10 protein-coding genes are annotated in these 14,551 nt (G+C 66.4%); 6 read left to right on the top strand and 4 right to left on the bottom strand.

The window, feature by feature from the left end:
• Positions 1-51 precede the first annotated feature (51 nt).
• Positions 52-1,716: an MFS transporter gene (locus HNP46_RS13035; protein WP_184589480.1), complete on the bottom strand. Its 1,665-nt coding sequence runs from the start codon at positions 1,714-1,716 to the stop codon at positions 52-54.
• Between the two features lie 237 nt (positions 1,717-1,953).
• Between HNP46_RS13035 and HNP46_RS13030 the strand changes: the two genes are divergently transcribed.
• Positions 1,954-3,249 carry a phospholipase gene (locus HNP46_RS13030; protein ID WP_184589478.1) on the top strand — a complete coding sequence of 432 codons (1,296 nt, stop codon included), beginning with the start codon at positions 1,954-1,956 and terminating at the stop codon, positions 3,247-3,249.
• Positions 3,250-3,306: 57 nt separating this feature from the next.
• Here the strand turns inward: HNP46_RS13030 and HNP46_RS13025 are convergent, their stop codons facing one another.
• Entirely contained in the window at positions 3,307-3,570 is a 264-nt protein-coding gene (locus HNP46_RS13025; RefSeq protein ID WP_184589476.1) for a DUF2790 domain-containing protein, read from the bottom strand.
• Positions 3,571-4,047: 477 nt separating this feature from the next.
• A complete protein-coding gene (locus HNP46_RS13020) occupies positions 4,048-6,195 on the bottom strand; it encodes an FUSC family protein (RefSeq protein WP_184589474.1) in 2,148 nt (715 codons plus the stop codon).
• A 347-nt stretch (positions 6,196-6,542) separates the two neighbouring features.
• Here HNP46_RS13020 and HNP46_RS13015 point away from each other — a divergent pair, with 347 nt between their 5' ends.
• From HNP46_RS13015 to acs, 5 genes are all read left to right on the top strand, one after another.
• On the top strand, positions 6,543-7,490 hold the full coding sequence (locus tag HNP46_RS13015; RefSeq protein WP_184589472.1) for a LysR family transcriptional regulator: 948 nt from the start codon (positions 6,543-6,545) through the stop codon (positions 7,488-7,490).
• Between the two features lie 218 nt (positions 7,491-7,708).
• Positions 7,709-8,740 (top strand): TRAP transporter substrate-binding protein, encoded by a 1,032-nt coding sequence (locus HNP46_RS13010; RefSeq protein WP_184589470.1) that lies wholly within the window; start codon positions 7,709-7,711, stop codon positions 8,738-8,740.
• A gap of 45 nt (positions 8,741-8,785) precedes the next feature.
• A complete protein-coding gene (locus tag HNP46_RS13005; protein WP_184589469.1) occupies positions 8,786-9,424 on the top strand; it encodes a TRAP transporter small permease in 639 nt (212 codons plus the stop codon).
• Positions 9,421-10,701, top strand: coding sequence for a C4-dicarboxylate TRAP transporter large permease protein DctM (gene dctM, locus HNP46_RS13000; RefSeq protein WP_184589467.1), 1,281 nt, complete (start codon positions 9,421-9,423; stop codon positions 10,699-10,701). The genes HNP46_RS13005 and dctM overlap by 4 nt, the downstream gene beginning before the upstream one ends.
• Positions 10,702-10,877: 176 nt before the next feature.
• Positions 10,878-12,833 carry an acetate--CoA ligase gene (gene acs / locus HNP46_RS12995; protein WP_184589465.1) on the top strand — a complete coding sequence of 652 codons (1,956 nt, stop codon included), beginning with the start codon at positions 10,878-10,880 and terminating at the stop codon, positions 12,831-12,833.
• 84 nt (positions 12,834-12,917) lie between these two features.
• Here acs and HNP46_RS12990 read toward each other — a convergent pair whose 3' ends face one another.
• Positions 12,918-14,519, bottom strand: a complete 1,602-nt coding sequence (locus HNP46_RS12990) for a 5-guanidino-2-oxopentanoate decarboxylase (RefSeq protein ID WP_184589463.1) — start codon at positions 14,517-14,519, stop codon at positions 12,918-12,920.
• Positions 14,520-14,551 lie beyond the last annotated feature (32 nt).

Raw genomic sequence — 14,551 nt, 5'->3', positions numbered from 1 at the left:
CGGCACCTGAAACGCCTCCCCTGACCGGGAGGCGTTTTTGTTCGTGCGCCGCTAGCCCAGGGTCTCCGGCGGCGCTTCGTAGCTGCCCGACTCGTAGCTCACCCCGTGGCGGATCACCGGCGGCGCGTCGCCCACGTGCAGGCTGGTGACGTTGTCGATGATGGTCTTGTCCTCGATGGTCAGGCGGTCGAGCATGCGCAGGTGGCCGATCCAGTTGTCCACCAGGAACAGCTCCTGCCAGACCTCCGGGTTGCTCACGTCGCGGTACAGCGCCCAGCGCTCCGCGCCGTTGCGCAGGCGCAGGCGACGCAGCGGCTTGGCGGCGCGGACGAAGTCGCGGGTGCGCTCGGCGGGAATGCGGTACTCGATGGACACCAGCACCGAGCCGCGCTCAGGGTTGAAGACGAAGGTCGGTTGCCCCGGCATGCCACCCGGCGCGCGGGCGATGCTGGCGGAGTTCAGTTCCGGCAGCCGCGAGTTGTACAGCAGCGCCACGGAAACCAGCAGCAGGCAACCGGCAGCGATCAGCGCGCCCTGCACGCCCATGGTCTCGGCGAAGTGACCCCAGAGGAACGAGCCCGCCGCCAGCCCGCCGTAGATTGCGGTCTGGTACAGCGCCAGGGCGCGGGCCTTGACCCAGTCCGGCACGAGAATCTGCACGGCGGAGTTGTAGGTGGCGACCGCGGCGATCCAGCAGGCGCCGCCCAGCACCAGCGCGGGGAAGATCACCCAGAGGTTGTCGATCCAGCCGAGGATGAGCATGACCACCGCGAGCGTGGCGGCGGCGAAGCTGATCAGCCGGCTGCTGCCCAGCCACTGCCGCGCCTTGCTCACCACGGTGCTGGCGACGATGGCGCCCAGGCCCAGGGCGCCGAGCATGTAGCCGTACACGGAAGCGCTGCCGTCCGGATTGCGGTGCGCCAGCAATGGCAGGAGGGCCCAGATGGCGCTGGCCGAGAGGCCGAACACCGCCGAGCGCAGCATCACCAGGCGGGTGACGCTGGAATACTGGGTGAAGCGCAGCGCGGCAATCACGCCTTCGAAGATGTGCTCCGGCGGCAGGGTGCGCTTGGGCACGTCGCGGCGCCATTGCCAGATCGCCCAGATCAGCGCGGCGTAGCAGATGCAGTTGAACAGGAACACCCAGGAGGCGCCGGTGGCCGACAGCAGCAGGCCTCCGATGGCCGGGCCGACGGCGCGGGCGACGTTGTAGTTGACGCTGTTGAGCAGCACCGCGTCGCCGAGCATGCGTGGCGGCACCTGTTCGTTCACCGCTGCCTGCCAGGCGGGGATGGTGATCGAGCTGCCCAGGGACAGCCAGAGGATCGACACGATCAGCATGATCGGGTCCAGGTAGCCCATGAACGCCAGCGCCGTCACCAGGGCGGCACCGGAGAGCTCCACGGTCAGGCCCACCAGCATGATCTTGCGGCGGTCGTGGTTGTCGGCCAGCACGCCGGACATGATCGACAGCAGCACCAGCGGCAGCGCCGAGGCGACCTGGATCATCGCCACCATCAAGGGGCTCGCATGGGCCTCGGTGACTACCCAGGCGGCGGCCACCGACTGCGCCCAGGTGCCCAGGTTGGCGAACAGGTTGCAGATCCAGATGATGCGGAACGCGGCGATGCTGAAGGGGGCGAGGACGCCGCTGCGGGATTCGGCTGGATCGGGCTGGAGGGGAAGGTCCTGCTTGGGTGAAACGGACTGCAGCATGGGGAAACCCTTATTGCGAGTGGCCGGCACGCGCGCGTAACCGGTGCCTTTCCATGCCGGGCAAGTGTAGTGGCTGGGGCGGTTCGTGCCATTGATGATGGTCAGCCATGGCGTTATCGGTGACTTATCGTGGCAAGCTTCGACAGTGCCGGCATGGCTGCGGATTGTTAGGCTGCGTCGGAATTTTCCGCATTACGCTGGCAAATAACTGCACTGGCAAATAAGAGCGAAAAGCCGATGAAGCGTCTTTCCACCTGCCTGCTGGCGGGGCTGCTGGCCCTGCCGCAAAGCCTCTGGGCCTGGTCCAATCACACCCTGGGCAGCTACATCGCCCTGCAGCAATTACCCGCGGTTGCCCAGGCGCCGGAGGTCGAGGTGGAGCCGCTGGAAAGCTTCATCAGCCAGCAGCGCGCCGGCCTGGTGCAGCTGCTCGACGAACAGGAAGCCTACGCCCGCGAACACTTCCGCCAGTACCCGCCGCGCCCGGACGACCTGCGCCTGACCGAGGACGGCCGCGACGACCTGCGCCAGGCCTTCCTCATGGCGCTGCGCCTGAACCCGGAGATCAAGCTGGCCACCGCCGTGCAGCCGCCGCCCGGTGGCGAGCTGCCCAATCATTCCACCTTGCAGCCGGCGGAGGTGCTGGTGTTCCGCAACCTGTCGGGCTGGAACCAGTGGCGCTTCGTGCAGCTGCAGGCCGGCGAGAAGATTCCCGCCATCGACGTGCTGGCCAGCGCCGCCGACGAGCCGGACTTCGGCCACGACATCAACCTGTTCAGCGACAACCCCGGCCAGGCCGGCCAGCGCTATGGCTTCGGCCCCCAGCCGTTCGGCGACCCGCGCTACGAGTTCAGCTCCCAGGCGCCGTTCCACATGGGCTTCTACCACGAGGATGCGATCATCTTCACCGGCGCGCCGTACCTGGAACGCAACTGGCCGGAATGGCGCGCGTATCAGTTCTACGGCCTGGCGCGCTTCGCCTTCGAGAAAGGCCATCCGTACTGGGGCTACCGTTTCCTCGGCTGGGCGATGCACTACATCCAGGACATGACCCAGCCCTATCATTCGACGCCGCTGCCGGGGGAGACCACCGCCAGCATGCTGTGGACGGCGGGCAAGTCCATGGCCGGTTTCGATGCCGACAAGCAGGCAGCGATCCAGCGCGTGGCGGACCGGCATACGGGTGTTGAGCGGTATCAGGTGGACTGGCTGCGCGAGACGCTGCGCCTGGGCGGGCAGTCGCCGTTGCTGGCGGCCTATGCCGATGTGAGCAGCGATGGCAGTTATCCACCGTATTCCACGGAGTATCTGCGCGAGGTGGTGGCCAGCGAGTCCCATGCCCATGCGGCGGCGTTCGACGCGGCGATCGGTCACTGGCTGGACAACGAGAAGGTGCCGGCGGGGGATTTCAGCGCGGGGAATTCACCGCAGGCGTTCCGCCACGATGAAGCGTTGGATGAGCAGATTCTGCAGTTGATCCGGCACTTCGGTGCGCACAGTCGCAATATCGCGAAGGCGGCCCTGCAGCCGTAGAGCGGGTTGGCATTTGCACCGGGGCTGCGTGGGCCCCGGCGCAACTGCGCAAGACGCTTAGCCGCCGGAGCAGCCGTTGCCCCACACCTGGTATTCGACGGTGTGGCGCTGACCGTTGGAGTCGTCGTAGGTCATGCGTGCCGGCACGATGCCGCATTCGTTGGATACGTCGGTGGTCGAAACCACGTGGGCGACGTCCAGTTTCATGTCGTAGGTGTACTGCTCCACGGCCGCGCTTGGCGCCTGGTCGGCGGCGTTCACCTGCTCGGCGAGGGCGAGCGAAGAGAAGCCCAGCATGGCCAGGATGACTACAGCTTTCATGAATTTACCTGCCTTGTTCCCGGTGTCCGGACGTGACGGGTCCGTGACGTTCAGCGGATGGCTGCATCGGGAAGCGTTGGGGAAATGAATTTCGGGTCTGGTTTGGTGTTGCGGCGCGCGCTGTAACAGCACGGAAATAATAGGATTTGCCTGACCTGAGTCATATATCCAGGAGCCAACAAGACTTCGTACTCAGAGGCAACAATCCAGGAATGATGCGGGTTGCAGGGGTGTTGTTGCGGCGGGCGGTCGCAGGCGAGTGCGGATTCGCGATGCATGGGCTGTCGTAGGAGCGGACTGCGTCCGCGATAGGTCCGCGGCGCGCCGGAGATCATCGCGGACGGAGTCCGCTCCTACGCAGAATTGGAAGTCTGTGCCGTGCGGTTCGCGAGCAAGCTCGCTCCTACGAAAAGCACTCCGGCACACGCCGCAACTGTAGGAGCGAGCTTGCTCGCGAACCTGCCGAAGCAGCAGAGCTCAATCGCGCAGCGGCGATTGCGGATCGAGCAGCGAAGTGCGGATGAAGTGCAGGTAGCTGCACACCCGCCGCAGCGGCGAGGAATCGAAGTGCGGCGGACGGCGGTCATCGGTGGAGCGCGTCGCATGGATGGCGTGTTCTACCGCCGCCAGGGCGCGCTGGCGGTTGCTCTCGCTGGGCTGGATGAACAACCGGATCAGCGCCCGGCCCAGCGCGCGGATCGCCCGACGCCAGGGCATGCGCTCGGCGTACCAGGGCTCCTTCGGCAGGGCCTCCTGCTCGCGGCGCAGCTCGATGATCGACAGGCCGATCTCCTGCACCTGGAAGGTCCAGCGCAGCAGCCGGCGCTGCACGTCCGGGCGGCCGGTGGATAACCCGTAGGCCTGGTTCAGCAGGTCGCGGGTGCCGCTTTCGAAATTCGATGACAGGCCCTTCAGCGGATCACTGATCACCCGCACCACGCGCAGGCGCAACTCGGCTTCCAGGCGCTCCCACAGCCACGGCCGGTTCGGCGGCAGGATAACGATCGCCGCGACCACCGCCATGCCCATCGACAGCAACATCGCCAGGTACTCGTTGATGAAGGTGTAGGCGTCATAGCGCGCCACGTTGGCCGGCAGCGAGGCGATGCAGAACCACACCAGCAGGCCGACGCCGTAGCCGCTCCATTGCGGCCGGGTGATCAGGAAGGCGCCGAGGGCGAACACCGGCGAAAGCACAAAGCACAGCAGCGGGAAGCCGTCGATGTGCGGCAGCACGCGGAAGGTCAGGATGAAACCGAGCGTGGCGCCCAGCAGCGTGCCCAGGGTCAGCTGTAGCGACAGGCGCTTGGGGTTGGGCGAGGCGGATGAGAGCGCGGCGATCAGCACCGAAGTCAGCGCGAAGGTAGCGCCGCTGAGCCACGAGGTGGCGATCCAGAACACCCCGCCGACCAGCACCAGCAGTGCGCAACGGAAGCCCGCGACGGCGGCGGCCAGGGCGTTGGCCTTGGGCGTGAAGCGCTCCTTCCACTGCTCGCGCTCGTGCTTGTGCGCGGCCAGCGAGGCGTGGGTCTGGGCGTAGTTGTGCAGGTCGTCGGCGAAGCGGTAGAGCAGCTCGGCGGCGGTCTCGAAATCCAACTGGTCGGCCTCGCGCGGGCAGGTGTGGCCGAGGCTGGCGCGAGCTTCGCGGATGCGCGGCATCAGGTGGTGCTTGCACAGCTCCAGCTGCACGCTCAGGCGCTCGGCGTCCGCTTCGCTCAGTGGCCGGCCGTGCCAGCTGGCGAGCAGTTCGCTGACGTCGATCAGGCACGGCATCAGCACTTCCAGTACATTGCTGGCCTGGCGCTCGCGCAGGCGGTCGAGCAGGCGCTGCAGGGCATGGAAGCGCGTGGTCAGCTGCATGAACTCGCTGTTCAGGCGCGCCAGACGGCCGCTGCGCAAACGCATGTGCGGGTCTTCGAAGGCGGTGACGTTGCGCAGGCTCTCCAGACCCACCACTTCGGCGGCGAGGCGCGCACTGGACTGTTCGAAGCGCTCGCGCTCCAGCGTGCCGTCGAGGCCCGCGCTGGCCAGGCCGGCGAAGTCACCGAAGCGGGTGTTCAGCGCGTTGCGCAGGGCGGCGGTGCTGGTCTGCGGCAGCACCACGGCGCTGACCACACCGGTGCAGAGAATCCCCAGGCTGATCTCGATCACCCGCCACAGCGCCTGCATGAACGCGCCTTCGGGGTGCAGCGTGGCGGGAATGCCGATCATCACCGCGGTGTAGCCGGCGAGCAGGCAGGCGTAGGCGCGAAAATCCCGGTAGCGCGCCGCACCCGCGGTGCACAGGCCGACCCAGATCGCCACGCAGAGCAGGAACAGCACGCGCTCCTGGGCGAACAGCGCAATGAAGGTGACCATCACCGTCAGCCCGGCCAGCGTGCCGAGGATGCGGTAGAAACTCTTCGCCAGCACCTGGCCGCTCTGCGGTTGCAGCACGATGAAGGCGCTCACCAACACGGTGTTGGGCTGCGGCAGCTCCAGGCGGTAGGCCAGCCACAGGGCGGTGAAAGCGGTGACCAGCGTCTTGAGGATGAACATCCAGGTGACGCCATCGGTGTGCGCCCAGTCGGACAGGGCGAAGCGCACCGCGGCGGCCTTGGGCAGGCGCACGGACAGACTGCTCATCGGGCTTATCTCGGCAGGCGGTGGGCAGGCTGGGATGGGTTCTGGTGACCTTGTGGTTCGAATGCGGAACGAAGCAGTGGCAGCACGTTGCACGTAAGGCGGAGCACGGGGGCGAATCCTGGGGTGTCGCGGTTGACCGCGTTGGGGAGGGCGATTCTAGGAGGGCGGGGGAGGCGGGATAAGCTGACGGATGGGCGAATTATTGTTACCTGAAAGTACAATAATCGTGGGCTGGCTCTTGTGCGACAATTCGCCGCCTGTCATGAATCTGTAACAAGGCGTTACCCGCCCGAACCGCGTTGCAGAGGCCGCCCGCCGTGGCGTGGACAGGCTCTTACGGAGAAATGATGGACCTGCTGCACAACATGCGTGCTTTCGTCTGTGTCGCCGAGACCGGCAGCTTCACCGCCGCCGCCCAGCGCATGGACCTCACCACCGCGTACGTCTCGCGGACGGTGGCCAAACTCGAAGCGCACCTGCGCACCCGCCTGCTGCACCGCACCACCCGCCGCATCGCCCTCACCGAAGCCGGCCAGCGCTACCTGCAGCGCTGCCAGCAGATACTCGGCTACATCGAGGAAGCCGAGGCCGAGGCCGGCGACGCCCACGCCCGGCCCCACGGCAAGGTGAAGGTGCATGCGATGACCGGCATCGGCCAGCACTACCTGATCCGCGCGATCTCGCAGTACTGCGAGATCTACCCGGAGGTCACCTTCGACCTGACCCTGGCCAACCGCATCACCGACATCCTCGACGAGGGCTACGACATTTCCGTGGTCATCGCCCAGGAGCTGCCCGATTCGGGCTTCGTCTCCAAGCGCATCGGCAAGACCTACAGCGTGCTCTGCGCCTCGCCCGAGTACGTGGCGCGGCATGGCATGCCGAAACAGCTCGCCGAGCTGACCGAGCACCGCTGCCTGCGCCTGGTGAACTCGGTGATGTCGCTGGACAAGTGGCTGTTCGATGGCCCCGCCGGCCAGGAGATGGTCGGCATCAACCAGACGCACTTCCAGGTCAACACCGCCGATGCGATGACCGAGGCGGTGCGCGCCGGCATGGGCATCGGCGCGCTGCCGGTGTACTCCGCCGTGCAGGGCCTGAAGGATGGCAGCCTGGTCCGCGTGCTGCCCGACTACAGCCTGTTCCACCTCAACGTCTATGCGCTGTATCCCTCGCGCCAGTACCTCGACGCGAAGATCCGCACCTGGGTGGAATTCCTTCGTGACTGCGTGCCCGGCATGCTCGAGGAGCACGAGCGGATGATGCTCGAACACCGCACGCGAGCGCCCGGCTGAGACGCTGCTCCCTGCGCCTCCGGGAGGCGCTGACACTCCGTTGACTGACCTGCACCCGGCCTTGGCCGGGTGCGTTTTTTCGTGCCCGGCGTTCAGATGCGACGAACGCCGCTTTGGGAAAAGACGAATTCTCCGAACGCCGACATTTGCGTCAGTCTCCTCGCGAGCCTGCCGCCAGGCTCACCTCGCAAGCACAAGAACAAATTGAGGGTGACGCGATGTTTAGAACCATGGGGCGGGCGTTGCTCGCCGTCCTGGCGTTGGCCTGCGCTTCTGTCAGTCAGGCTGCCGATGAACCGCAGGCTGCCAGTCAACCGACTATCAATGAACCCATCGTGATCAAGTTCGCCCACGTGGTCGCGGAAAACACGCCCAAGGGGCAGGGCGCGCTGATGTTCAAGCGCCTGGCCGAACAGCGCCTGCCGGGCCGGGTGCGGGTCGAGGTCTACCCGAACTCCTCGCTGTTCGGCGACGGCAAGGAAATGGAAGCGCTGCTGCTGGGCGACGTGCAGATGCTCGCGCCGTCCCTGGCCAAGTTCGAGCAGTACACCAAGAAGGTGCAGATCTTCGACCTGCCATTCCTCTTCGACGACATCAGCGCCGTCGACAACTTCCAGCGCAGCCCGCAGGGCCAGAGCCTGCTGACCAGCATGCAGGGCAAGGGCATCCTCGGCCTGGCCTACTGGCACAACGGGATGAAGCAGCTGTCGGCCAACCGCCTGCTGCAGGAACCAGGCGATGCGCGCGGGCTGAAGTTCCGCGTGCAGGCTTCTGATGTGCTCAACGAGCAGTTCCGCGAGCTGCGCGCGATCTCTCGCAAGATGTCCTTCGCCGAGGTCTACCAGGGCCTGCAGACCGGCGTGGTGAATGGCACCGAGAACACCTGGTCGAACTACGAGAGCCAGAAGGTCAACGAGGTGCAGAAGTACTTCACCGAGTCCAACCACGGGCTGGTGGACTACATGGTGATCACCAACGCGAAGTTCTGGAACGGCCTGCCGCCGGACCTGCGCGCCGAGCTGGAAAAGATCATGGCCGAGGTCACCGTGCAGGTGAACCAGGAGGCCGAGCGGCTGAACCGCGACGCGCGCCAGCGCATCCTCGCCAGCGGCACCAGCGAGATCCATCCGCTCACCGCTCAGCAACGTGCCGACTGGCGCGAGGCAATGCAGCCGGTGTGGCAGAAATTCCGCGACAACGTCGGCGCCGATTTCCTCCAGGCCGCCGAAGCCTCCAACCGACCCCATTGATCCGTCCGGCCCCGCTGGATGGCGGGGCTTTCTGGAGCCTTTGCCATGAACCGACTCGTGCGCGTCTGGAACCACTTCGAGGAGGGCGCCATCGCCTTCCTGCTGGCGGCCATGACGCTGGTGACCTTCGTCTACGTGGTGATGACCAACGTCTTCACCCTGTTCTATGACCTGGGCGACCGCCTGCCGTCGCTGCAGGGCTTCTTCTACGCCATCGGCGACGCGATCCTCGGCGTCGCCCAGGACATGTCCTGGAGCAACGCGCTGACCAAGGCGCTGTTCGGCTGGCTGATCTTCTTCGGCATCGCCTACGGCGTGCGCACCGCCGGCCACCTGGGGGTGGACGCGCTGGTGCGGCTGGCGCCACGGCCGCTGCAGCGCTGCATCGGCGTGCTCGCCTGCCTCTGCTGCCTGGGCTACGCCGGGCTGTTCATGGTCGCCAGCTTCGACTGGGTGAAGACCCTGTTCATCGCCGGCATCGGCGCCGAGGACCTCGACCACTTCGGCATCCTCCAGGCCTACATCGCAGTGATCGTGCCCATCGGCTTCGGTCTGGTGGTCCTGCGTTACCTGGAGATCCTCATCAACCTGCTGCGCGGCCGCCAGCTCGGTCTGGGCCTGGCCGACGAGGCAGCAGAAGCCACCAAGCTGGCCGGTGAAGAGTCCGGGGAGATGCGTCCATGACCGTGATGATCCTGTTCCTGCTGCTGTTCCTCTTCATGTTCATCGGCGTGCCCATCGCCATTTCCCTGGGCCTGTCCGGCGCCCTGACGATCCTGTTCTTCAGCCCGGACTCGGTGCGCTCGCTGGCGATCAAGCTGTTCGAGACCTCCGAGGCCTACACGCTGCTGGCGATCCCGTTCTTCCTGCTCTCCGGCGCCTTCATGACCACCGGTGGTGTAGCGCGCCGGCTGATCGACTTCGCCAATGCCTGCGTCGGCCACATCCGCGGCGGCCTGGCGATCGCCGCGGTGCTGGCGTGCATGCTGTTCGCCGCGCTATCCGGCTCCTCGCCGGCGACCGTGGCGGCGGTGGGTTCGATTGCCGTGGCCGGCATGGTGCGCTCGGGCTACCCGCGCGAATTCGGCGCCGGGATCATCTGTAACGCCGGCACCCTGGGCATCCTGATTCCGCCGTCGATTGTGATGGTGGTGTACTCCGCCGCCACCGAGACCTCGGTGGGCAAGCTGTTCGTTGCCGGCGTGGTACCGGGCCTGCTGCTGGGCGTGATCCTGATGGTGGTGATCTACATCGTCGCGCGGGTGAAGAAGCTGCCGGCGCAACCGCGCGCCAGCCTGCGCGAATGGCTGGCTGCTGCACGTCGCGCCGGTTGGGGATTGCTGTTGCTGGTGATCATCCTCGGCGGCATCTACTCCGGGCTGTTCACGCCCACCGAGGCAGCGGCGGTGGCGGCGGTCTACTCGGCCTTCGTCGCGCTGTTCGTCTACAAGGACATGCGTCTGCGCGATTGCCCCAAGGTGCTGGTGGAGTCCGGGCGGCTGAGCATCATGCTGATGTTCATCATCGCCAACGCCATGCTCTTCGCCCACGTGCTGACCACCGAGCAGATTCCCCAGCAGATTACCGAGTGGGTGATGCAGGAAGGCCTGACGCCGATCGGCTTCCTGCTGATGGTCAACATCGTGCTGCTGGTGGCCGGCAGCTTCATGGAGCCGTCGGCCATCGTGCTGATCCTGGCGCCGATCTTCTTCCCCATCGCCATGCGCCTGGGGATCGACCCGATCCACCTGGGGATAGTCATGGTGGTGAACATGGAGATCGGCCTGGTGCACCCGCCGGTGGGCCTTAACCTGTTCGTCACCTCGGCGGTCACCGGCCTGCCGCTGGGCGCGACCATCCGCGCGGCGCTGCCGTGGCTGATGATCCTGCTGCTGTTCCTGATCCTGGTGACCTACGTGCCCTACATCTCGCTGGCGCTGCCCCACGCGCTGGGCATGTGACAGGGGGCATGTGACAGGTTGTCGCGGCCCCATGAGCCTGCTGTCAAAACAACGGCTTATGGGGCCCATCACTACGACTAAGGATTGGTAAGACCATGGTCGTATGGTTCCGGGAAGGGTGTCGCCGTTACAACTGATGGCAACAAAAACAACACTCTTCACCGAGGTAGAACGCCATGACAGCGGCATCCGTGTACCCCGTGCGTCCCGAAGTGGCCGCGACCACTCTGACCGACGAGGCCACCTACAAGAAGCTGTACCAGCAGTCGGTGGTCAACCCCGACGGCTTCTGGCGCGAACAGGCCCAGCGCATCGACTGGATCAAGCCGTTCACCAAGGTCAAGCAGACCTCCTTCGACGATCACCACGTGGACATCAAGTGGTTCGCCGACGGCACCCTGAACCTCTCCTACAACTGCCTCGACCGCCACCTGGTCGAGCGCGGCGACCAGCTCGCCATCATCTGGGAAGGCGATGATCCTTCCGAGCACAAGGAAATCACCTACCGCGAGCTGCACGAGCAGGTCTGCAAGTTCGCCAACGCCCTGCGTGGCCAGGACGTGCACCGTGGCGACGTGGTGACCATCTACATGCCGATGATCCCGGAAGCCGTGGTCGCCATGCTGGCCTGCGCCCGCATCGGTGCGATCCACTCCGTGGTGTTCGGCGGCTTCTCCCCCGAAGCCCTGGCCGGACGCATCATCGATTGCCAGTCCAAGGTGGTGATCACTGCCGACGAAGGCCTGCGTGGCGGCAAGAAGACCCCGCTCAAGGCCAACGTCGACGACGCCCTGACCAACCCGGAAACCCGCAGCGTGCAGAAGATCATCGTCTGCAAGCGCACCGGCTCGCCGATCAAGTGGAACCAGCACCGCGACGTGTGGTTCGAGGACCTGATGAAGGTCGCCGGCACCACCTGCGCGCCGAAGGAAATGGGCGCCGAGGACCCGCTGTTCATCCTCTACACCTCCGGCTCCACCGGCAAACCCAAGGGCGTGCTGCACACCACCGGTGGCTACCTGGTCTACGCCTCGCTGACCCATGAGCGGGTGTTCGACTACCGTCCCGGCGAAGTCTTCTGGTGCACCGCCGACATCGGCTGGGTCACCGGCCACACCTACGTGGTCTACGGCCCGCTGGCCAACGGCGCGACCACCGTGCTGTTCGAGGGCGTGCCGAACTACCCGGACATCACCCGCGTGCAGAAGATCGTCGACAAGCACAAGGTCAACATCCTCTACACCGCGCCGACCGCCATCCGCGCCATGATGGCCGAGGGCAAGGCCGCGGTCGAAGGCGCCGACGGCTCCAGCCTGCGCCTGCTGGGTTCGGTCGGCGAGCCGATCAACCCGGAAGCCTGGCAGTGGTACTACGAGACCGTCGGCCAGTCGCGCTGCCCGATCGTCGACACCTGGTGGCAGACCGAGACCGGCGCCTGCCTGATGACCCCGCTGCCGGGCGCCCATGGCCTGAAGCCGGGCTCCGCGGCCAAGCCGTTCTTCGGCGTGGTGCCGGCGCTGGTGGACAACCTGGGCAACATCCTGGAAGGGGCCACCGAGGGCAACCTGGTGATCCTCGATTCCTGGCCGGGCCAGGCACGCACCCTGTACGGCGACCACGACCGCTACGTGGACACCTACTTCAAGACCTTCAAGGGCATGTACTTCACCGGCGACGGCGCCCGTCGCGACGAGGACGGCTACTACTGGATCACCGGCCGCGTGGATGACGTGCTCAACGTCTCCGGCCACCGCATGGGCACCGCCGAGATCGAGAGCGCCCTGGTTGCCCACCCGAAAGTGGCCGAGGCCGCGGTGGTTGGCGTACCGCACGACATCAAGGGGCAGGGCATCTACGTCTACGTCACCCTGAATGCCGGTGAGGAATCCAACGAGCAACTGCGCCAGGAACTGCGCGCCTGGGTGCGCAAGGAAATCGGCCCGATCGCCACGCCGGACGTGATCCAGTGGGCGCCCGGCCTGCCGAAGACCCGTTCGGGCAAGATCATGCGCCGCATCCTGCGCAAGATCGCCACGGCCGAGTACGACACCCTGGGTGATATCTCCACCCTGGCCGATCCGGGTGTGGTGCAACACCTGATCGACACGCACCAGGCCATGCGCGCGGCCTGATCCGCCGCCCGATGAAAAACGCCCCGCTTGCCGGGGCGTTTTGCTTTCTGCGTTTTGCCGGGGCAGGGCCCCGGGCGATGACGCTTACGGCGCGAAGGGCGCCGCTTCCATCACTTCCACGATCAGCGGGCGATCGCTCGGCGCGTTGCGCAGCAGCTCCTGCAGGTGCTCGTGATCGCGGGCGCGTTCGGCGGCGCAGCCGAAGCCCCTGGCGATGGTGAGGAAGTCCGGGGTGTAGATGTCCACGCCCAGCGGGGTGATGTCGCGGCGTTCCATGTAGCGCTTGATCTCGCCGTAGCCGTGGTTGTTCCACAGCAGCACGACGATGCCCACCTTGGCTTCCACGGCGCTGGCCAGTTCGGTCATGGTGAACTGCAGGCCACCATCGCCCATCAGGCTGATCACCGGACGGCCCGGCTCGCCGAGCTTGGCGCCGATGGCCGCTGGCAGGCCGTAGCCCAGGGTGCCATAGCCGGTGGAGGCGTTGAACCAGCGGCGGCCGCCGTCCAGTTCCACCAGGTGGTTGCCGCTGTAGACAGTCTGGGTCGAGTCGCCGACGAAGCGCGCGTCGGGCAGCACTTCAAGGATCTTGTCGAACAGGGTGCGGTAGTGCGCCCAGCCGCTGAAGTCCTCGGCCAGTTGTGCGCGCACCTTGGCCGCGCGCTGGGCGCCGGGGCTGGCGGCATCGGCCTGGCGGGCCGGCAGCAGTTCCAGCAGGGCGCGCATGGCGGTGCGGGCGTCGCTGTGGATGGCGATGCTCGGGGTCTGGTTGCGCATCAGCTGCTGCGGATCGATGTCGATGCGGATCAGCTCGCCACCGATCTTGAAGTTGCCGTCGAACACCACGTCGTAGTCGGTCTCGCCCAGCTCGGTGCCGATGGCCAGCACCACGTCGGCTTCCAGCGCCAGCTCACGCACCGGGATCAGCGACTGGTTGCTGCCGATCAGCAGCGGGTGGTCGGGCTGCAGCAGGCCCTTGGCGTTGATGGTCTGTGCGGTCGGCGCATCCAGGGCGATCGCCAGGGCGCGGGCTTCGGCCTGGGCGGCGACGCAGCCGCCACCGAGCAGCAGCAGTGGCTTCTGCGCCTTGGCCAGCTTGGCGGCGGCTTCCTGCAGCGGCGAGCGGGCCGGTGCAGGGCGGGCCAGCTGGACGCGCGGGCGCACCTGCATGTGGTCGGCCGGGGCGGTGATGATGTCCAGCGGCAGCTCGATGTGCACCGGGCGCGGACGCTCGCTGTCGAACACGGCGAAGGCGCGGGCCAGCACTGCCGGCAGCTCGTCGACGCTCATCAGGGTGTGGCTGAAGGCGCTGACGCCGGCAACCATGGCGCGCTGGTTCGGCAGCTCGTGCAGGTAGCCGTTGCCGTGGGCCAGGCGCGATCGTTCGTTGACGCTGCTGATCACCAGCATGGGGATGGAGTCGGCGTAGGCCTGGCCCATGGCGGTGAGGATGTTGGTCATGCCCGGGCCGGTGATGATGAAGCAGGTACCCGGCTTGCCGGTGACGCGCGCGTAGCCGTCGGCCATGAAGCCGGCGCCCTGTTCGTGGCGCGGGGTGATGTGGCGGATGCCGCTGTGGGGCAGGCCGCGGTACAGCTCGACGGTGTGCACGCCGGGGATGCCGAAGACGGTATCCACGCCCCAGGCTTCGAGTTGCTTGACGAGGAATTCGCCGCAGGTGGTCATGGCAGTTCCTTACTGTTCGTGAGTGAGGTCGT

The organism is Pseudomonas nitroreducens, assembly GCF_014204515.1.
Taxonomy (GTDB): domain Bacteria; phylum Pseudomonadota; class Gammaproteobacteria; order Pseudomonadales; family Pseudomonadaceae; genus Pseudomonas; species Pseudomonas nitritireducens_A.
This window is presented reverse-complemented; position numbering and strand designations above follow the sequence as displayed.